The 20,813-nt window shown below is 63.1% G+C and carries 12 protein-coding genes; 7 read left to right on the top strand and 5 right to left on the bottom strand.

The genetic code is table 11. From position 1 onward, the window contains the following. Nucleotides 1–644 precede the first annotated feature (644 nt). Entirely contained in the window at nt 645–2,894 is a 2,250-nt protein-coding gene (locus tag AQ996_RS10195) for a DEAD/DEAH box helicase (protein WP_055251900.1), read from the bottom strand. A 506-nt stretch (nt 2,895–3,400) separates the two neighbouring features. Here AQ996_RS10195 and AQ996_RS05965 point away from each other — a divergent pair. From AQ996_RS05965 to AQ996_RS05940, 6 genes are all read left to right on the top strand, one after another. Beyond that, the gene (locus AQ996_RS05965; protein WP_055251898.1) at nt 3,401–4,363 is read left to right on the top strand and encodes an FHA domain-containing protein; all 963 of its coding nucleotides are present in this window, start codon (nt 3,401–3,403) and stop codon (nt 4,361–4,363) included. 171 nt (nt 4,364–4,534) lie between these two features. Further along, nucleotides 4,535–6,619: a protein kinase domain-containing protein gene (locus AQ996_RS05960; RefSeq protein ID WP_055251896.1), complete on the top strand. Its 2,085-nt coding sequence runs from the start codon at nt 4,535–4,537 to the stop codon at nt 6,617–6,619. Between the two features lie 250 nt (nt 6,620–6,869). Continuing rightward, nucleotides 6,870–9,212, top strand: coding sequence for a heavy metal translocating P-type ATPase (locus tag AQ996_RS05955; protein WP_055251895.1), 2,343 nt, complete (start codon nt 6,870–6,872; stop codon nt 9,210–9,212). 147 nt (nt 9,213–9,359) lie between these two features. Continuing rightward, nucleotides 9,360–9,581, top strand: coding sequence for a heavy-metal-associated domain-containing protein (locus AQ996_RS05950; RefSeq protein ID WP_055251893.1), 222 nt, complete (start codon nt 9,360–9,362; stop codon nt 9,579–9,581). A gap of 51 nt (nt 9,582–9,632) precedes the next feature. Next, nucleotides 9,633–9,902 carry a metal-sensing transcriptional repressor gene (locus tag AQ996_RS05945; RefSeq protein WP_229066831.1) on the top strand — a complete coding sequence of 90 codons (270 nt, stop codon included), beginning with the start codon at nt 9,633–9,635 and terminating at the stop codon, nt 9,900–9,902. 111 nt (nt 9,903–10,013) lie between these two features. After that, complete coding sequence (locus AQ996_RS05940) at nt 10,014–10,487, top strand: hypothetical protein (protein ID WP_055251891.1); 474 nt, start codon at nt 10,014–10,016, stop codon at nt 10,485–10,487. A gap of 133 nt (nt 10,488–10,620) precedes the next feature. Here the strand turns inward: AQ996_RS05940 and AQ996_RS05935 are convergent, their stop codons facing one another. The 4 genes from AQ996_RS05935 to gltB all read right to left on the bottom strand — a co-directional run bounded on the left by AQ996_RS05935 (nt 10,621) and on the right by gltB (nt 19,549). Then, the gene (locus tag AQ996_RS05935; protein ID WP_055251889.1) at nt 10,621–11,991 is read right to left on the bottom strand and encodes an amidohydrolase family protein; all 1,371 of its coding nucleotides are present in this window, start codon (nt 11,989–11,991) and stop codon (nt 10,621–10,623) included. Between the two features lie 241 nt (nt 11,992–12,232). Continuing rightward, the gene (locus AQ996_RS05930) at nt 12,233–12,940 is read right to left on the bottom strand and encodes a hypothetical protein (RefSeq protein WP_055251887.1); all 708 of its coding nucleotides are present in this window, start codon (nt 12,938–12,940) and stop codon (nt 12,233–12,235) included. 424 nt (nt 12,941–13,364) lie between these two features. Next, a complete protein-coding gene (locus AQ996_RS05925) occupies nt 13,365–14,846 on the bottom strand; it encodes a glutamate synthase subunit beta (protein ID WP_055251885.1) in 1,482 nt (493 codons plus the stop codon). A 5-nt stretch (nt 14,847–14,851) separates the two neighbouring features. Next, a complete protein-coding gene (gene gltB / locus AQ996_RS05920) occupies nt 14,852–19,549 on the bottom strand; it encodes a glutamate synthase large subunit (RefSeq protein ID WP_055251883.1) in 4,698 nt (1,565 codons plus the stop codon). A 458-nt stretch (nt 19,550–20,007) separates the two neighbouring features. On the opposite strand from gltB, the gene gpmA reads away from it, so the two are divergent. Then, on the top strand, nt 20,008–20,781 hold the full coding sequence (gene gpmA / locus AQ996_RS05915) for a 2,3-diphosphoglycerate-dependent phosphoglycerate mutase (protein ID WP_055251882.1): 774 nt from the start codon (nt 20,008–20,010) through the stop codon (nt 20,779–20,781). The last annotated feature ends 32 nt before the right edge of the window (nt 20,782–20,813 follow it).

Here is a 20,813-nt window from a genome sequence, read left to right as displayed (position 1 = left end):
CCCGATCGGCGGCCCCTCGGGGCTTGCCCGTATCGTAGGCAATGCGCCGAATGCTCGCCATCGAAATTTATCGGTGGCCCACTTCAGACTGTAATGGGGAGCTCCCCGTTTTGGTGCGCTAGGCAGCCCGATACACCAACCCATACTGCCCGCCTTTTCGGTTTGCATAATTCCCGGTACAGATTGCATATATTTACTGGATACCGCCGCGTTCTCCTGAGGTACCCCATCCTGGCCCGTGCAAAAAACGGAGTATTCTGCAACGTGACCGCGCCAGCACCGCCGCGGGTGGGCAAAACTGTAGGGCGCCGTATCATTCTAAGTCCCGACATGGCGAGAATGACGCGCCCCTGCTCCGGAAAACGGCGAAATCTGACTCGGAACGCTCGCTAGGGATATCCGAAGGCCACCGTTGGCGACGTCGAATCATATGCAGACAACTCGAACTGCAGAATACTCCAAAAAATGCACGGCGCACCCCATAGGACCCATTGCTGCATGGCGGAAAATAGGTCCTCAGCATCCCCCAGATGCATTCCCGAGAACATCACGTTTGAATTAGCGATGGACACGGCAAACAAAAGGGCCCGAGCGTTATTTGCTCGGGCCCTTAGCTTGTCTCACGCTAGCGCGCGATGCGCATCTTACTTGCGCTTGCCGCCGCCGTCGCCGGGGCGACGGGAGCTGCCACCGCGCTTGCCGCCACGGCTGTTGCCGTAGCTGCCACGGTTATCGCGACCGCCGGCACGGCCGCCACGGGAGCCGGCCTGGTTGCCGCCACGACCACCACGATAGCCGCCGCGACGCTCTTCGCGGGTATCGTCGTAGTTGCGCCAGTCATCGCGACGATCACGGCTGGCACGCGGGTCACGACGATCGCGCGACTCGTTAGAACGACCAGCGCCGCCGCGGCCGCCATTGCCGCGAGCACCCTCGCGACGCTCGCCGCCGCGGCTACCGCGCTCTTCAAAGCGCTTGCCGCCACGGGACTCACCGCCACGGGCACCTCGCTCACCGCGACCCTCGCCGCCGCGACGCTCATCACGGCCACCGCGCTCGTCATCACGACCGGAACGACGGCGGTCGCCCGCACCGCGCTTGCCACCGCGCGAACCGCGGCCCTCGTCCTCGCGCTCGACACGACGACGGCCGCCACGGTCCTCGTCCTCACGACGACGGCGGTGTGCCTCGCCCTGGAACTGCTTGGCACGACGCTCGGCACGGTTGCCGCGCGCAGGCTGCTCAGCGGCACCAGCACCGCCGCGCTCCTCGGCAGCTACCTCGCGAGCCACGCTCTCAACAGCCTCGTCCACGCGAGCCTGAACGCCCTCGCGCACGCGGGTCTTGCCGCCGCGCTTGGGACGGCTCGGACGCTCGCCGTCGCCGCGGCGCTCGTCGCGACCGCGGTTGGAACGACCGGCAACATCGCCGTAATCGTCGCCGTTGCGCTTGCCGTCGCGACGCGCCTGCTCAAGCTTCTTCTTGCTCTTGGACTTGCCGCGCTTGGTCTTCTTCTTCACCTTAAAGGCCGCAGGGTCGCGCTCGGGATCAACCGCGGGCGGGTTGGGACCCACGTGCAGGTCGCCGGCCTCGTAGATGTCGGCGGTCTTGTCCATGAGCTTCTCGATCTCGTAGAACTCGTCGACGTCCTGCTCGGTCACAAACGTAATGGCCCAGCCCAGCTCGCCGGCACGGCCCGTACGGCCAATACGGTGGATGTAGTCGGTCGGCTCGGCCGGCACGTCAAAGTTCACGACGTAGCGCACGTCGCTAATGTCGATGCCGCGGGCGAGAACATCGGTTGCCACCAGCACGTCGACGGTGCCGTCGCGGAAGGCAGAAAGCGCGCGCTCGCGCTGGGCCTGGCTGCGGTTGCCGTGAATCGCGGCGGCCTTGATGCCCTTACGCTCCAGACGACGGCAGCAGCTGTCGGCGCGATGCTTGGTGCGCATAAAGACAATGGTGCGCTCCGGGCCCTCCTTCTTGAGAAACTCGGGCAACAGGTTATTCTTGGCCTCGATGGACACCGGGAACACAAACTGGTCGACGGTGTCGGCGGTCGACGTGGCGGGTGCGATCTCCACGCGGGCCGGGTCGCTCACAAGGTCGGTGATCTCGCCCACGGCCTCCTCGTCGAGCGTCGCCGAGAACAGCAGCGTCTGGCGCTCGGCCGGCGTCTCGCGCACAATACGGCGGACGGCGGGCAAAAAGCCCATGTCGAGCATGCGATCGGCCTCGTCGAGCACCAGCACCTTGACCTCGTTCAGGTGGCAGGCGCCCTGCTCGATCAGGTCGACCAGACGGCCCGGCGTGGCGACCAGGATATCGCAGCCGTACTTGAGTGCCGCGGTCTGCGGCTTGTAGCTCACGCCACCCACGACGGTCACGGCGACATGGCCGGTGACGTCGGCGATCTTGCTCGCGACCTCGTCGATCTGCTGGGCGAGCTCGCGCGTGGGGGTGATGACGAGCATCACGGGGCCACGGCCGTTGCCCTCGGGCTTCTTGGCGCCGCGACGACGGTTGCGGCCGCCGCGCTCACGCACGGGCTTGGGCGGAGCGATGTGCTCCAGATTGTTCATGGTCGGCAGCAAAAAGGCGGCCGTCTTGCCGGTGCCGGTCTGGGCGGCGGCAAGCAGGTCGCGGCCCTCGAGCACCACGGGGATCGAGCCGGCCTGCACGGGCGTCGGCGCCGTGTAGCCCAGGCTCTCGATAGCACGAAGCATCTCGTCGGAAAGCCCCAGCTCGTCAAAGGCGGGCAGGCTCTCGGTAGCGGACTCGACGGCCTGGGCAGCATTTGCCTCGTCGGCGGCATCGAAGGCAGCCTGGGTCATGGCCTCGCGGGTCTCGTCCAGAATCTCGGCGTCGGTGACGTCGGATACAGAATTACGCATATGTTGTTGTTCCTTATCTGCACGCGCTATGGGCACGGCATGCGGCCGCGCTGGCGTGCTTGGTAGTGCGCTAATACATACAAAAACGGGTGCGCACAGAGAGGACGTTGCTCAGCACGCTGGCGATCGCTTTGGCAGCCCTATCACGCGCCGTCCAGACGCAGCAGCTCTAAGCGATGGAGCAGATTCGCCGCCGGTTAGTATACCCGCACTCCGTATGCCCCCACGTAAACCACAGATGACGAGGCGGACGAGGTGGGCCCGGCCGATTATCTCAATCTGTAACAGATGCAGGGCAAAATCGGGTCCAAATGTTACAGATCAAGACAGAGGGGGATTTCCGTCCAGTCCAAACCAAATCCCTCAGTCTTCCTGCAATTTCGAACATGTGGCCTATAATGTTGCTTTGGTTACGCTATATATTGCGCAGCCATTTAATACGTCGCCCACCGGGGCCATTAATTCCTATCGCCATATTGGCTAGGAAGCAATCAAAGGAGGTATCCGTGGCAGCAGAGACGCCTTGCTCGGTCCTCTATAACGATATTCGCTCGTTCGGCGGTCTTAAACATCTCGAGATCGCCCGAATGCTCATCAATGGAAACTCTTATCTCGGCAGCACCCTGCTCGAGAAATGCTCTTCCAACCGCTCGTATCTCACCCGTTACATCGTCCATCGCAAGCCTGACCAGTGCGCGCCCGCCATCTACAGCGACTTTACCGTCACCACGCTCAACCTTTCCGCGGCAATCTGCAGCAAGCTCGGCGGCGGCGAGTCCGCCTATCGGGCAATCGCCGAGCACTATCGCGGTCCGGCCGCCGACGAAATGATGTCGGCTCTCGCCAGCTACAAGCTGGACAGCCGCCTATATGCAAATGCCCTCAATCGCATCGACAACTTTGACGGCAATGCCGTGCGCGAAAAAAGCACGCTCTTCTTGATGCTCTTTGTGGCAACGGGGGCGCTCGCCGATCCCGTTCAGGGCGTGGCCACCGTCGAGCGCTTTTGCGACAGCAAGACGGGCGGGCACTTTGGCACCACCGAAACTACCGTCGGACGTGGCTTTATGAGCAGCCTGGAGCAGCCGCACGCCGTCGCTCCCAACCTCGGTCTGCTCAGAACCCATGCCGATAACTGCGCCGACATGCAAATCCATCCCCTCACACGCGATCCGCGCGGCACCGTGATTGGTTCTTTGCCCAAAACCTCGCCCAGCATCACCGATGTAGGCGCCGACGCCTCGCGCGAGCATCTTCGCATTTGGCTCGAGGGTGAGCACTGGTACGCCCAGGGCCTTGGATCGACCAACGGCACAGTGCTCGAATCGGGCGCGGGCGACGGCGATATTGTGATTGAGCCGCCGCGCGACCAACGCGAGCCCGGCAAAGTCTATCCCCCCGTGGAAATCGCCAACAGCGACAGGCTCCATCTGGGTCTCTACACGACATTCCTTGTCATTGTGGACTAGCACGGACAGCGATCGGAAGACGGTCGCCGTCCGTCTTGCGTCTTCTGCCTTCTGCGTCGTAAACGACAATGCTCAGCGGTATACGTGGGCAGTGCGACTATCATGGTACTTTACCGATATCCGCACTGCTCGCGTATACGTGCGGCAACCCATGCCAGACAAAGGAACGCCATGGATACTACCGATAGCGCCTATGGCGACAAACTCGTCCGTCTCGATACGTTCGATACCGCCGTGGCGGTCGACCCCAGCGCCGAGGACGACGTCAAACGCCGGTTTATGACACTTATTCTCCAGACGGCCCACCGCAACAACGGCAACATCGGGCACGTGCTGCGCGCGACCAACACGAGCGGCGAGGTCTTTGCCGTCAAGCTGCTCAAGGACAACGTCATTCTCTCTGGCCAAGCCCCCGACCGCTCCGCCGAGCAATCGGCCGCGCACCTGGCCAACACCGCTGCGCTGTTTGAGGAGTACCGTCATCTGTGTACCGTCTCGCACCTGCGCGGATTTCCGCGCGTCTATGGCTACGGATCGTGCGAGGATGACCCGCTCATCCTCATGGAGTGGGTCGAGGGCACCTCACTCAAGCAGGCGCTGCCCCTGCTTCCGCACGACGCCTCGGGCGGGCTGACCACCCAGATGGTCGCCGCCGTCGGAAACGCCGTGCTTCGTGCGCTCTTGATGACCCAAGGCCTCGTGAATCCGGTCGTCCATCGCGACCTTTCGCCTGCCAATATCATGTTCCGCACCACCAGCCGAACGCTCGAGCAGCAGATTGCCGATTGCTCCTTTGACCCCTGCCTCATCGACATGGGCTCCGCGACCATGGCTCTCGGCGACGACACGATCACCCGGCGCGCCGACATCTGGCGCTTTGCCACGCCCGCATACGCCGCGCCCGAGATGCTCACGCAGGATATCGAAGGCATCGCGGCCCTTCGCCGTTCGCCGGCAATCGACGTCTATGCGCTTTCGAGCATTCTGTACCAGCTCTACAGCGGTCGCAAACCGTTTGACTTTGAGTCGACGGACGCCGCTGCAACCGGCTCGTTCTATCTCGTAAAGACCAAGACCAAGCCGGCACCGCTCGAGCCGCGCTGCGAGGGCGATGAAGCGCTCGTCCAAATCATCATGAAGGGTCTCTCAGTCGAGCAGTGCGATCGTCCCACCGAGCAGCAGATGCTCGAGGTGCTCTCGGCATACCTCACCGATGCCGAATCCGAGGGCCGCGAAGGCACAGGAGACGAGGCCGCGATTGATATCGATTCTGGCACGCACCTTAAGGTCGACGTCGCCGGCGAGCGCGCACGAGAGATCCTGAATCAGGCCCGTCACGATGCCATGACCCGCCGCCGCTTTATTATCGGCGGCGCTATCGCAGCCGTTGCGGGGCTCAGCGTTATCGGGGCGGCAACCCATGGCTTTGGCATCCCCGACTACCTTGACGGCATCCGCGGTTCACTTGACGACTACACCTGGGATCAGCTGCAGGAGATTTCGCTCAAGATTAAGGCCGCCGAGGCCCGTAGCGAGGCACGCGAGATTGCCAAGCGCTATCATCTGCTCGATGCCGATGGGCATATCCCCTATCCGTGTACCAAGCGTGTCACGCTCACCAACGGGCTGCAGGTTGGCGCGCAGCTTGTGGGCATCCGCCACGATGAGCTTCTGGACGGGACGGGCAAGGCCGGACTAACGTTTATGTTCGATGCGGGTATTGCCGAGCGCAACGCTGCGGCTGAACCGCCGAGCGCCGGCTGGGCAGATTGCGAGCTGCGGGAATGGCTCAACGGCGACGGCCTTAAGCTGCTGCCCAACGAGTTGCGCGCACTCATTAAAGGGGTCAAGAAGGTCTCGAACAATGTGGGCACCGCCAACAGCGCATCGTGCCTGAGCGAGTTGCCCGCAACCCTTTGGCTGCCCGCCATGGTCGAGCTGTGCGGTACGCAACCGCCCGATTCGTTTACCGAGGACTATCACTACCTGGCAGACATCTACAACGGCGAGGGCAAGGAGTATCAGCTCTTCCGCGAGCTCAAGGTAAGCCCGTATTCCACGAACGAGACGATGGTCCGCCAGTGGAAGGGCAAGGACACCTGTTGGTGGGAGCGCACGGTAAGCCCCGACACATCGGAGAGCGAAGGCACGCTCTATATGAACCGCGTGGGGCACGACGGCGACGTCTTTACGTACGCAACGCCTGCGGACAGCCCCAAGAAGCGGACTTGCGTGATCCCCGGATTCTGCATCTAGGGAGCGGGCGTCTTGCCGTGACGGGACCCCTCCCCGGCAATTGTCTCGATCTGTAACAGTTAGAGGTCATTTTCCCTGCTAGATGTTACAGATTGAGATGATTGGTTGGGACGGTCCATCGGCCAACCAATCATCTCAATCTGTAACGAAATCTCATATATTATTTCTGTACTGGACACCCCCAGGGGGTATGGGTGTATAGTATCGGATGGTTAACATTTCCGACACTACGTCACAGAAAGGAGAAGCCATGGCTCAAGATAAGTTCGACGTGGGTGGCATGACGTGCGCCGCCTGCCAGGCGCACGTGGACCGCGCCGTGAGCAAGCTCGACGGCGTCCAAAGCGTCGCGGTCAATCTGCTCGCCGGCTCTATGCTGGTGGACTACGACCCCGCGCAGGTCTCCCCCGACGATATCTGCACCGCCGTCGACCGCGCGGGCTACTCGGCCTCGCCCGTCGATGTAGGCACCGGCGCCGCTGGCTCAAACGGCGGCGCGCAAGCCAGGTCTGGCGCCGCCCATATGGAGTCGCCCACCAAAAAGTTGGAGGCCGCCGCCTCTGCTATGCGCACCCGCCTCATCGTCTCGATCGTATTCCTCATCCCACTGTTCTACATAGGCATGGGGCACATGCTCGGTTGGCCGCTACCCGGCGTCTTCACCGACCACGCCCACAGCATGACGCTCGCGCTCACCGAGCTCGTCCTGCTCATCCCCATCGTCTACGTCAACGACGCATACTTTATCAACGGGTTTAAATCGCTCGCGCACGGCGCGCCCACCATGGACGCCCTTATTGCCGTGGGCGCCACCACTTCCGTCGCCTGGTCGCTCTACGCCATGTTTATCATGGCCGACCAGCTGGCCGCCGGGCAAATCCACGAGGCCATGATGACGGGCATGGACAACCTGTATTTTGAGAGTGCGGGCACGATCCTGTCGCTCGTCACCGTGGGCAAATACCTCGAGACGCGCAGCAAGTCCAAAACCGGCGGCGCTATCGAGGCGCTCATCGACTTGGCACCCAAGACTGCGACCGTCGTTGCCGACGACGGCACCGAAACCACCGTCGACGTCGACAGTATCCTTCCCGGCCAGGTCCTGCGCGTACGCCCCGGAGAGTCCATCCCCGTCGATGGCGTGGTGCTCGAAGGCAGCTCGGCCGTGGACGAAAGTGCGCTGACCGGCGAGTCCATCCCCGTGGAGAAGACCGTCGACGACACTGTAAACGCGGCCACGGTCAACCGCACGGGCTCGTTTACCTTCCGCGCCACGCGTGTGGGCGCCGACACGTCGCTCGCCAAGATTATCCAGCTCGTCGAGGACGCCAACGCCACCAAGGCGCCCATCGCCCGCATGGCCGACAAGGTCGCCGGCGTGTTCGTGCCCGTGGTGTTTGCAATCTCTGCCGTAACTTTTGTGGCGTGGATGGTACTGACCGGAAGCATCAACGAAGCGCTTACCTCCGCCGTCGCCGTGCTGGTGATCAGCTGCCCGTGCGCGCTGGGCCTGGCCACACCCGTCGCCATTATGGTCGGCACCGGCAAGGGCGCCGAGATGGGCATTCTGTTCAAGAGCGCCGAGGCGCTGGAGACTCTGCGCAACGTGGGCACCGTGGTGCTCGATAAGACGGGCACGGTCACCCGCGGCAAGCCTGCCGTGACCGATATCGTGGTAGCCACGCGCGCTGACGGCTCGCCCGCCATGAGCGAAAAGGCGCTGCTCAAGCTGGCCGCCGCGCTGGAGCGCTCGAGCGAGCACCCGCTGGCCGAGGCGATTATGGCCGAGTGCGAAGCGCGCGGAATTGTCGCGCGCATGGTCGAGGACTTTGCCGCCGTGCCCGGACGAGGCGTTACGGCACGCGAGGGGCAGAATGTCATCGCAGCCGGCAACGTGCGCCTGATGGACGAGTTGGGCGTTACCGTGCCCGCGGGTCTTGCCGAGCAATATGCCGCCGAAGGCAAGACGCCGCTGTTCTTTGCCAAGAACGGCGAGCTTGTCGGCACCATCGCCGTGGCTGACGAGGTCAAAGAAACGAGTGCCGAGGCCATCGCCGCGCTCCGCAAGCTCGGCGTCGACGTGCGCATGCTCACCGGCGACAACCGCGTGACGGCCGAGGCCATCGCCCGCCGCGTGGGGCTGAGCAGCGAACAGGTCATCGCCGACGTCCTCCCCGCCGACAAGGAGCGCCACGTGCGCGAACTGCAGGATGCGGGCAGCAAGGTCGCCATGGTGGGCGACGGCATCAACGACTCCCCCGCCCTGGCGCGCGCCGACGTGGGCCTTGCTATCGGCACCGGCGCCGACATCGCCAAGGAGGGCGCCGACGTGGTACTCATGCGCAGCGATCTCATGGACATCGCCCGTGCCATCGAGCTGTCACGTGCCACAATCCGCAACATCAAGCAGGACCTGTTCTGGGCGCTGTTCTACAACGGCATCGGCATTCCGCTGGCGGCGGGCGTGTTCTTCCCCCTCACCGGTTGGCAGCTCTCGCCGATGTTCGGCGCCGCGGCCATGAGCCTGTCGAGCGTGTGCGTCGTAAGCAATGCGCTGCGCCTGCGAACTTTTAGATCCAAAGTGGCAAAATAGGCTCACCATTAAGTCCATTTAGAACGGGTTTTCCAGGTGCCCGAGATTGACCTGAAAGAGGAGCGACGCGTACTTTGGTACGCGAGCGACGGTTTGAAGGTCAAGGTCGGGTGCCTGGGAAAGCCGACACAACAGAGAGGAATATCCATGCGTTTCACAATTAAGACTTCCGGCCTTATGTGCGGCCACTGCGACGCCACTGTCGAGACGGCGTTGCTCAACGTGGCCGGCGTGACCGACGCCGACGCCGATCACGAGACCCAGACCGTCCAGGTGGAGTGCGCCGACACCGTGACCGCTGAGCAGCTCGCTGCCGCCGTCGAGGGCGCCGGCGAGAAGTTCCACGCCCTGTCCGTGACCGCCGCGTAGCAGCTACCAGAAGCATTCGACCCCATCGACCAGAAACGAGGACCCGCCATGATGGCAGACCACAAATCGGTGACCCGCATGCTCAAGACGGCACGCGGCCAGATCGACGGCATCTTGCGGATGGTCGATGAGGACCGCTATTGCGTCGATATTTCCACACAGCTCATGGCTACACAGGCGCTCCTCGCGCGCATTAACGCCGACGTGCTCAAGGCGCATATCGAGGGCTGCGTGACTTCGGCAATCGAATCGGGCGACGAAGACCTCAAAGCCGCCAAGCTCGCCGAGATCGAACGCGTCGTCGACAAGCTCTCCAAGTAATTGGGGCATTGGGGACAGGTACGTTTGCACCACATTGGTGCAGATTAACCTGTCCCCTTGCTCTAAATCGGGTATAAAGGCGTGCGGCATATCGAATGAAAGGCAATTTGCATGAATGACTTTATGAAGGGCCGCAATGGCGCTGACGAACTCACCATCGTGATGGGCTTCGCAGGCATTATCATCGCCATGATCGGTTCGATGGCTCGTATCCAGTGGCTCAGCTGGATCGCCATCGCCGTAATCGTGATTGGCGTGCTGCGCGGCCTGTCCAAAAATATCGATGCACGTCGCAAGGAGAATGAGGCCTTTGTCGCCACGACCGCCAATGTTCCCGGCTTGGGCAAGTTCGTCGCCAGCTTGGGCGGCGGCGCTGCAGCGGCTAGCACCTCACGCGCAGCCGGCACCAGTAAGGAAGACTTTGAGCGTGCCAAGCGCACGGCCAAGAAGATGTGGAAGGGTCGCAAGACTACGGCATACCTCAAGTGCCCCAACTGCGGCCAGATGCTCTCCGTCCCCAAGGGCAAGGGCAAGATCCGCGTCACCTGCACCAAGTGCCACGCCAAGATGGAGACGCGCTCCTAGCGCCCGCACGCGGGACAAATTAATCAGGTTTGTTTGTCCCAAATCTTAAATATTTGTTCGATAAAAAAGCCGAGGCCTCGTGTTGAGACCTCGGCTTTTTGTATGCGGCAACGGAGCTGTCCCTTTGTCTCATCTACGCCACACCGTCGCGGGCCAGCTCCTCGACAAGCGCTTCGGCTGGCATGGCCATAATCGCGTCGAGCTCGGCATCCACCTCGAGGATGCGCTTCACCTTGAGCTTGCGCACCAGATCGCCGCGACACATCACGTGCGTCGGCTCACGCAGTGCGCACAGGTCATCGAGCGGGTTCTTGCGCGTCACCAGGATATCGGCGGCTTTGCCGCACTCGATTGTGCCGGTCTCGCCGCCCAGCCCCAACAGCTCGGCGTTGACTTGCGTAGCCGTATGCAGCGCGAAGGCGTTGCTCACGCCGACATACTTGGCAAAATAGGCCACCTCACGCCACATGTCGTACTGCGTCACGAACGGGCAGCTCGAGTCCGTGCCAAGGCCCACCTTAACGCCAGCTTCCAGTGCGGCACGGGCGCTCTCGATGATGCCCGAGCACACGATGTCGCCGTTCTTCTTTTGCGTATCGGTCGAATGGGTCTTTTCCGGGTCGAGCAATACAAACGGCAGCGCCGGGCTGATAGTGCAGGTCACACTCGGCGCACGCCCCTCGAGCTGTGTGCCCGCGGCGCCGCGGTACAGTTCCAGGATCTCGGGCGTCAGCGGAGCGCCGTGCTCGATCGTATCGACGCCGGCCTCAAGAGCGGCCTTTACGCCCTCGGTGCTCTCGACATGGGCCATAACCGGCAGCCCCGTGTCGTGGGCAGCCTTGCACGCCGCCGCGGCAACCTCGACTGGCATGCGCAGCACGCCCGGCTCGCCCACCTCGGTCGCATCGAACACGCCGCCCGTCACGAACAGCTTGATGACGTCGGCACCGCGCGCATACAGGTCGCACACCTGCTCGGCTGCCTCGACGGGGCTGTTTGCCACCTGGGCGAACAATCCCGCGCCATGGCCGCCCGGCACCGTGACGCCCGTTCCCGGCGCTACCAGGCGCGGCCCCTGATACTTGCCGGCGTCGATAGCGTCGCGCACGGCAATGTCGGCAAACAACGGGTCACCCGCGCCGCGCACCGTGGTCACGCCGCTTGCCAGCTGCTGCTGGGCACTGCCCTTGAGGATGCGGCGGACGATGGCGCGCCCCACGGGATTATCGAGCTTCTTCATCAGCGCGCCCGCATCGCCCGCCGAAACCGGCTTGCCCGAACCGCACAGATGCACATGCATATTGATGAGACCGGGCATGAGATACGCACCACCCAGGTCGATAACCTTGGCACCCGCGGGCGCCTGCGCCACAGCACTCGGCCCCATCCAGGTGATGACGCCGCGCTCAACAGTCACGGCCATGTCGGGCTGCGGCTCCATATGTTCCGAACCATCCAAGACGGTCGCATTGATAAACAACGTGGGACGATCGGCAGACGCCATATCGAGCTCCTCCCTCACGATTAACATGAACATTTGTCCATTATCACCTAGTCCCGCTGGATTACTGCAGACGCATCGGTTAACGGAGGGAAGAGGAGATGTGGGGGACGGAATACGTTGAGCCCCACCCCGGCAACATCAGGGAAATGTCTCGATCTGTAACAGTTACGGGCCCAAACAGCCGCCAAACGTTACAGATTGAGACAAAGTCAGGGCAGTAAGGCGACACCAGTCACACCCCCTACTCCCACTCCTGCTCGTAGATATTGAGCGACTTTACGTACCGCCCCTGGGCGCCCATGATGTCGCGGACCAGGCGCAAAAAGAAGCTGATGCACGAGGTGCCGAAGCCGTTCTGCAGATCCTCGGGATGCACCGCGCCCAGTCCATCGACCGCCGTGTCACTCAGGCGCGCGATGTCATACAGATAGAGCTGTCCCGCCGCCAGCCAGACATCGTCGACGCAGGCGAGGCGCACCGCAATCGCGCCGTCGCTCCAATGCTCCTTTTGCACGATATGCGGGTCGTAGACATCAAAGCGACGGTCGGTGCGCGTATCCTTCAGCGCAACCATGCCGTTCGCAGGATCCTTGTCCAAAATGCCAAAGCGCGAGAAATACTGCGTGTCGCGTACCTGCTCGAGCCGCTTGAGCGAGGCAGGCGAAAGCGATGCCGGCGGCTCGTCAACATACAGCTCGAGCAGCGTCTTGCCATGGCGATAGGGGCGCTCGAAGAGCAGCCAATCGGTAAATGCCATGTTGTAGGCCATGATTTCGTTTTGCGAAGGCTCGGTGCAATAGCTGAGCCACGGGTCAACAATGATCTCGAACTGTTCGCGCGCCGGCTCCAAAAACTGAAACTTCCGCAGCATCCAAAAATGGGCCATGTCGGCAATATCGTTGCCGACGGCTTCAGCCAGCTCTGCTCGGTCAAAAGCGTGGTCAATCATGGCATCCTCCTCAAACTGATGGACCTCAATTTGAGCTTACGAGGAGGATGGGCAGCCACGACCAGCACGGGCAAAATAGGCCTCCGGCTGCAAACAAGATGCTGACCAAACACTTGACGAAAAGCTTGACCGAAAATGCGCACCGCAACAAAATCGCAGGTAGACATAGACAGCCAACCAACCCTTTTGAGCCAGATGCCCGCAACCACCACAGAAACAACAGGTGACCACAGCCCAAGAAATCGACAAATGAACATCCGTACGTCGACAAACGAGCAAACTGCTCGCAAATCCGCAAGGAGTGTCCCCGAATGCCGACAGAAAAGGAACGTCCCTAACTGCCGGCACTTGGGGACGTTCCTTTTGTGCCGGCAGTTAGGGACAGCCCTTGCCGATTCGATTGTTGAATAACTCCGTGATTACCTTACAGCGCCAACGCGTCGGCGACTTCGGCAGCGCAGGCCAGGGCATCGGCCATGGCGCTCACCACGAGCGAGCTGCCGTTGCGGGCATCACCCGCCACATACACCGGCGCGGCATCCGCGGCGACACCCTCCGTGCGAGCCGCGAGATGCGAGCCCTCAGCAGCCATCACCGGCAGCGGACGACCAGCGGTGGCAACAGGCACGCTCACCGCATCGAACACGCCGTGCTCCGGACCCGTAAAGCCGCAGGCGATGAGCACCAGCTGCGCCGGCACCTCGTGCTCGGAGCCCGCGATGCGCTCGGGCTTTCCCGCCGACCAGTCCAGATCGACCACGCGCAGGCCCGCGGCCGCGCCCTTCTTGTCCAGCAGCACCTCGAGTGTATCCACGGCCCAGGCACGCATCTCGCCGCCCATCGCAGCGATAGCCTCCTGCTGGCCGTAATCGGTCTTCTTAACGTTGGGCCACTGCGGCCAGGGGTTGCCTGCCGCGCGCTTATCGGGCGCAGCCGGCAAGAACTCAAACTGGCGCACGCTGCGCGCGCCCTGACGCACCGCGGTACCCACGCAGTCGTTGCCGGTATCGCCACCGCCAATGACCACGACGTCCAGGCCGCGTGCGTCGATGGCGGGCTCGCCGCTATCGAGCACCGAGACGGTCGAAGCCGTCAGATAGTCCACGGCATACACCACGCCCGGGGCATCAATGTTCGCAGCCGAAAGCCCACGCGGAGCACGGGCGCCGGCAGCCACCACGACGGCGTCAAAGTCGTCGAGCCTGGCGGTAACCTTGGGATCGCTCACGTCGGCGCCCAGCTCGAACACAATACCCAGCTCGCGCATGAGCGCCACGCGACGCTCGACCACAGACTTCTCGAGCTTCATGTTGGGAATGCCGTACATGAGCAGACCGCCCGGGCGGTCGTCGCGCTCAAACACCGTCACGCGGGCGCCGCGACGCGCAAGCTCCCATGCAGCCACCAGACCAGCGGGACCGGAGCCCACCACGGCAACCGTGGGTGCACCCTCCCCTACCGGCTCAAAGCGGTGCGGACCGCCGTTGGCCCACTCATGGTCGCTAATCGCGCGCTCGTTGTCATGGATCGTCGTGGGCTGGCCATCGACCGAGCCCAGGTTGCACGCGGCCTCGCACAGCGCCGGGCACACGCGACTCGTGAACTCGGGCATGGGCGAGGTGAGCGACAGACGCTCGGCAGCCTCGTCCCAACGGCCGCGGTACACCAGCTCGTTCCACTCGGGAATCAGGTTGTGCAGCGGACAGCCGCTCGGACGTGCCTTGCCAAAGCTCGCGCCCATCTGGCAAAACGCCACACCGCACATCATGCAGCGGCTCGCCTGGGCACGGCGCGCGTCGTCGTCGAGCTCCACGTACAGCGGATCGAAATCGCGGCTGCGCTCCTCCACGGGGCGCAGCTCATGGGTCACGCGATCGATATCAAGAAAAGCACCGGGCTTACCCATGGCACTTACGCCTCCTTCTTGGTCGAAGCAACAGAGCTGGAGGCGGTGGGCGCAGCACCCGCAGCACCACCCGCCACATCGAAGCGAGCGACATCCGCGGCACTCGCACGACCGGTCACAATGTCAAACGCCAGCTCCTCTGCCTGCGCATGTGTCTTGCCCACGGCCTCGGCCCCAGCGACAATCGCCAGCACGCGCTCGTACTCGGTCGGAATGACCTTCACAAAGTGCTTGCTCATCGTCTCAAAGCTGTAGAGCAGCTTGATGCCGCGTGGGCTCTGCGTTGCGTCCACGTGCTCCTGGATGAGCGCGCGAATCTGTGCCAGCTCGTCGGCCGTCGGGGCCTTGAGCTCAACGCTCTCGCGGTTCACGCGGGCATCGAGCGTGCCGTACTGGTCATAAACATAGGCCACGCCGCCCGTCATGCCGGCGGCGAAGTTCTGACCGACTTCGCCCAAGATAAGCGCCAGGCCACCCGTCATGTACTCGCAGCCGTGGTTGCCGCAGCCCTCGACCACCACGGTGGCGCCGGAGTTGCGCACGCCAAAGCGCTGACCAGCCAGGCCGTTAATGAAGCCGCGGCCGCTCGTGGCGCCAAAGAACGCAACGTTGCCCACGATGATGTTCTCGTCGAACTTGTAGGTTGCACGCGGGTTGGGGCGCACGGAGACCTCGCCGCCCGAAAGGCCCTTACCAAAGTAGTCGTTGGCGTCGCCGCACACGTTGAGCGTCACGCCGCGCGGCAGGAAGGCGCCAAAGCTCTGACCGGCCGAGCCATCGCAATCGATGGTGATGGAGCCGGCGGGCAGGCCCTCGGGATGTGCCTTGGTCACCGCATTGCCCAAGATGGTGCCAACGCAACGGTTGACGTTGGCGATGTCGGCATGGAAACGAATCGGACGCAGGTGCGCACGGGCATCGGCCGTATAGGGGACAAACAGCGTAGAGTCGAGCGTCTTGCCGAGCTCGCTGTCCGCAGCCATCTGGGGCAGGAAGTGACGGCCGTCGGCACCCGGGATGTGGGCACCAAACTCACAGGTCGCGCTCGCCAGCACGGGCGACAGATCGAGCAGGTTGGCCTTGCGGTTGCCCGGCACCTCAATCTGGCGCAGGCACTCGGGATGGCCGACCATCTCGTCGATGGTGCGGAAGCCCAGGCGTGCCATGACCTCGCGCAGCTGCTCGGCAACAAAGAGCATAAAGTGCTCGACATGCTCGGGCTTGCCGCGGAAGCCGCGACGCAGGCGACAGTTTTGCGTCGCGATGCCGGCGGGGCAGGTATCCTGCTGGCAGTCGCGCTGCATAAGGCAGCCCATCGAGATGAGCGGCATGGTCGCAAAGCCAAACTCCTCGGCGCCCAGCAAGCAGGCGACGGCAACGTCGGTGCCGTCCATGAGCTTGCCGTCGGCCTCGAGCACCACGCGCGAGCGCAGGCCGTTTTGCAGCAGCGTCTGCTGGGCCTCGGCAAGGCCAAGCTCCAGCGGCAGACCCGCATGCCAGATAGAGTCGCGCGCAGCGGCACCCGAGCCGCCATTGTGACCGCTGATCAAGATCTTGTCGGCAGCACCCTTGGCCACACCGGTGGCGATGGTGCCGACGCCCGCCTCACTGACCAGCTTGACCGACACGCGCGCGCCGGGGTTGGCGTTCTTAAGGTCAAAGATCAGCTCTGCCAGGTCCTCGATGGAGTAGATGTCGTGGTGCGGCGGAGGCGAGATCAGGCCGATGCCGGGAGTGGACTGACGGACCTCGGCAATCCAAGGGTAGACCTTCTTGCCGGGCAGGTGGCCGCCCTCGCCGGGCTTGGCGCCCTGGGCCATCTTAATCTGAATCTCAAAGGCGCTGCACAGATAGCGGCTCGTCACGCCAAAGCGCGCACTTGCCACCTGCTTGATCGCGGAGTTCTTGGAGTCGCCGTTGGCCAGCGGGGTCTCGCGACGCGGGTCCTCGCCGCCCTCGCCTGAGTTGGAACGGCCATGCAGACGGTTCATAGCGATAGCCATGCACTCGTGCGCCTCTTTGCTGATGGAGCCGTACGACATGGCGCCGGTGTTAAAGCGGCGGACGATGTTGAGCGCGGGCTCGACCTCGTCGAGTGCCACCGGGGTGCGGCCGCTGGCATCAAAGTCGAGCAAGTCGCGCAGGCGCACGGCACGGCCGGTACGGTGCAGACGGGCGCTGTACTCCTTAAAGGTGTCGTAGCTGTCCTCACGGCAGGCGGTCTGCAGCAGGTAGACGGTCTGGGGGTCGATGAGGTGTTCCTCGCCGCCGAGCGGGCGCCACTTGGTCAGACCCAGCGTAGGCAGCTGATCGGGAGCCGGGCTCTTAAGGATGGCGAGCGCGGCGTCGTAGCGCTCGTTTTGCTCGCGCTCAACGTCCTCGACACCCATACCACCCACACGGCTCACCGTGCCGGCGAAGTACGCGTTGACGAACTCCGGCGTAAAGCCCACGGCCTCGAAGATCTGCGCCGAATGGTAGCTCTGCACTGTGGAGATGCCCATCTTGGACATGATGGAGACGATGCCGGCGGTCGCAGCCTTGTTGTAGTTGGCGATGCCCTGCTCGGCCGTCACGTCCAGGTCGCCGCGTGCCGCCAGATCGCGGATGCACGCATGTGCGTTGTACGGATAGATGCCGCTCGCGGAGTAGCCCACCAGCGCCGCAAAGTCGTGCGGGGACACGGCGTCGCCACACTCCACCACGATGTCGGCAAAGGTACGCACGCCGGCGCGGATCAGGTGGTTGTGCACGCATCCCACGGCGAGCAGTGACGGCACAGGGACCTCGCCCGCCGCAGCACGGTCGCTCAGCACCACGATGTTCACGCCATCGCGGACCGCAGCCTCGACGTCCTCGGCAAGCTGCTTGAGCCCAGCCTGCAGCGCGCCCTCGCCGGCATCGCGGCGGTAGACGGCACGGAAGCGGCGGGTCTTAAAGCCCACGCGGTCGATGGCGCAGATGCGGTCGAACTCCTCCTCGTTGAGCAGCGGGCGCTCCAGGCGCACCAGCTGGCAGGCCGTACGGGAGTCCTCGAGCAAGTTGCCGTGGTTGCCCAGGTAGAGCGTGGTCGAGGTGACCATATGCTCGCGCAGGGCGTCGATGGGTGGGTTCGTGACCTGAGCGAACAGCTGATAGAAGTAGTCGAAGAACGAGCGCGTCTTTTTGGACAGGCAGGCCAGCGGCGCGTCGATACCCATCGAGGCAAGCGGGGCCTTGCCCTGCTGGGCCATGGGACGCACGACCTCGTCGACGTCATCCCAGTGGTAGCCGAGCTTGGCCATGCGCACGGCGGCGGGCACCTCGGCGTCCTCGGCGGGCGCGGGCGCGGCGGGCTCATCGAGCGCGTCGACGGCCAGCGTCTCCTCGGCAATCCAATCACGGTAGGGCTTTTCCTTGGCGTAACGGGCGCGCAGCTCGTCGTTGTAGATGACGCGGCCGCGGGCAAAATCGACCTCGAGCATCTGGCCCGGCCCCAGACAGCCGCTCGTCAGGATGTTCTCGGGGCTCACCTCGATGGTGCCCACCTCGCTTGCCAGCATAAAACGACCGTCGCGCGTCACATAATAGCGGGCGGGACGCAGGCCGTTACGGTCGAGGGCGGCGCCCAGGGTACGGCCATCGGTAAAGGCGATAGCGGCAGGACCGTCCCACGGCTCCATGAGCATGGACTGGTAAGCGTCGTAGGCGCGGCGCTCCTCACTCAGGTTGTCGTTGTGGTCCCACGGCTCGGGCAGCAACATGGACGCGGCACGCGTGAGCGGACGGCCGTTCATGACCAAAAACTCAAGCACATTGTCCAGAATCGCGGAATCGGAGCCCTCGCGGTTGATGATGGGCATCACGCGCTCAAGATCGTGCTGCAGCACGGGGCTGTACAGGTTGGGCTCGCGGGCGCGAATCCAGTTGACGTTGCCCTTAAGGGTATTGATCTCGCCGTTGTGGATGATAAAGCGGTTGGGGTGCGCACGCTCCCAGCTGGGCGTGGTGTTGGTGGAGTAGCGCGAGTGGACGAGCGCCACGGCCGTCTTGACGGCGGCGTCGTTGAGATCGATAAAGAAGCGGCGCATCTGCGTGGCGACCAGCATGCCCTTGTACACGATGGTACGCGAGCTCATGGAGCACACGTAGAAGATCTTGTCGCGCAGGGCGAACTCGGCGTCGGCCTTCTTCTCGATGGTGCGGCGGCACACGTACAGGCGGCGCTCAAAGGCGTCACCCGCCGGTGTATCGTCGGGACGGCCCAGGAAGGCCTGCAGGATAGTAGGCATGCAGGCGCGGGCCGTCTCGCCCAGGTCGTGCGGGTCGACGGGCACCTCACGCCAAAAGAGCAGCGGCACGCCGGCCTCGGCGCAACCCTCCTCAAACACGCGGCGGCCATCCTCTACGCCCTTGTCATCCTGCGGAAAGAACAGCATGGCCACGCCATAGTCGCCCTCTGCCGGCAGAATCTGGCCGCACTTTTGGGCCTCTTTACGAAAAAAGTGATGCGGAACCTGGAACAGGATGCCAGCGCCATCGCCGGTGTTCTTCTCGAGACCCGTGCCGCCGCGGTGCTCCAAGTTGACCAGAATGGACAGCGCGTCGTCCAGAATCTGGTGATGGCGCTCACCGTTGATATCGGCAAGCGCGCCGATGCCGCATGCATCGTGATCGAATTCGGGGCGATAAAGGCCCTGCTGCTGAGCGGAATCTGCCTGCATCGCGATCCTCCCCTAGATATAAGACAGTCAGTTGAATAGGCATACTAGGAGCATCGCCGCCCCGCTGTGTTTCCCGCCCGTTTCGAAACAATCGCGTAACGCACACCTTACGAGTGGGCACCGCCGACCTCAAGGGCGACAACATAGGCCCCAAGTTCGGCCTGCAAACTCACCTCTTCAAACATCTCAATCTGTAACACGAAGGGCCGGTTTTGGCGGCAAACTGTTACAGATCGAGACATTCCATAGGACCATTTCTTCCTGTCTCGATCTGTAACACCTAGGCCCAATTTCCATCCCTAGTTGTTACAGATCGAGACATTTCGGCAGCCCCCTTTCACCATCCCATTCAAATACAACAATTTTGTTAGTCTTGGTTAACTTTTAAGCTTAAAACGGGTATCCTTTGCGGCGTCAAGCAAACGGCACGCACACCGCGCCAGATCAAGGAGGCCCCTATGGCGCACCAAGCAGACCAGCAGACGATGCAACTCGTCCTTATCCGTCACGGAGAGTCCGAGTGGAACAAGCTCAACCTGTTCACCGGCTGGACCGATGTCGAGCTCACTGACACGGGCCGCGAAGAGGCGGCGGCAGGCGGCCGCGCCCTCAAAGAAGCCGGTTTCGACTTTGACGTCTGCTACACTTCGCGTCTCAAGCGCGCGATCCACACCCTCAACATCGTGCTCGGCCAAATGGATCGCGAGTGGTTGCCCGTCATCAAATCCTGGAAGCTCAACGAGCGCCACTACGGAGCGTTGCAGGGTCTCAACAAGGCCGATGCCGCAGCGGAGCACGGCGACGAGCAGGTGCTCATCTGGCGCCGCTCCTTCGATGTCTGCCCGCCGGCACTCGAGCCGGACGACGCGCGCGATCCCCACACCCAGGAGCAATACCGTGATGTCGCGCCCGATCAGCTGCCCTATACCGAGTGCCTCAAGGACACGATAGCCCGCGTCTGGCCTTATTTTGAGGATGAGATTCGCCCCCAGATGCTCGCCGGCAAGCGCGTACTCATCGCCGCACACGGCAACTCCCTGCGCTCACTCGTCATGAAGCTCGAGCACCTCACGCCCGAGGAGATCCTCAAGGTCAACATCCCCACCGGCGTGCCGCTCGTCTACACCTTCGATACCGATTTCAATGTCCTCGACAAGCGCTACATCGGCGACCCGGCGACCATCGCCGCCAAGATCGACGCCGTGGCCAATCAGGGCAAAGCGCACAAGTAGCCCCAACCCAAATCCGACGCGTGGCGCCGCAC

It is taken from the genome of Collinsella aerofaciens, from assembly GCF_001404695.1.
In the GTDB taxonomy this organism is placed as follows: Bacteria; Actinomycetota; Coriobacteriia; order Coriobacteriales; family Coriobacteriaceae; genus Collinsella; species Collinsella aerofaciens_E.
Note: the sequence above shows the minus strand (reverse complement) of the source record. Positions and strands in the feature narration are given on the sequence as shown.

Coding starts and splice junctions, on each gene's coding strand:
- AQ996_RS10195 (WP_055251900.1), bottom strand. CDS start 2,894: ATGCGTAATTCTGTATCCGACGTCACCGACGCCGAGATTCTGGACGAG.
- AQ996_RS05960 (WP_055251896.1), top strand. CDS start 4,535: ATGGATACTACCGATAGCGCCTATGGCGACAAACTCGTCCGTCTCGAT.
- AQ996_RS05955 (WP_055251895.1), top strand. CDS start 6,870: ATGGCTCAAGATAAGTTCGACGTGGGTGGCATGACGTGCGCCGCCTGC.
- AQ996_RS05950 (WP_055251893.1), top strand. CDS start 9,360: ATGCGTTTCACAATTAAGACTTCCGGCCTTATGTGCGGCCACTGCGAC.
- AQ996_RS05945 (WP_229066831.1), top strand. CDS start 9,633: ATGGCAGACCACAAATCGGTGACCCGCATGCTCAAGACGGCACGCGGC.
- AQ996_RS05940 (WP_055251891.1), top strand. CDS start 10,014: ATGAATGACTTTATGAAGGGCCGCAATGGCGCTGACGAACTCACCATC.
- AQ996_RS05935 (WP_055251889.1), bottom strand. CDS start 11,991: ATGGCGTCTGCCGATCGTCCCACGTTGTTTATCAATGCGACCGTCTTG.
- AQ996_RS05930 (WP_055251887.1), bottom strand. CDS start 12,940: ATGATTGACCACGCTTTTGACCGAGCAGAGCTGGCTGAAGCCGTCGGC.
- AQ996_RS05925 (WP_055251885.1), bottom strand. CDS start 14,846: ATGGGTAAGCCCGGTGCTTTTCTTGATATCGATCGCGTGACCCATGAG.
- gltB (WP_055251883.1), bottom strand. CDS start 19,549: ATGCAGGCAGATTCCGCTCAGCAGCAGGGCCTTTATCGCCCCGAATTC.
- gpmA (WP_055251882.1), top strand. CDS start 20,008: ATGGCGCACCAAGCAGACCAGCAGACGATGCAACTCGTCCTTATCCGT.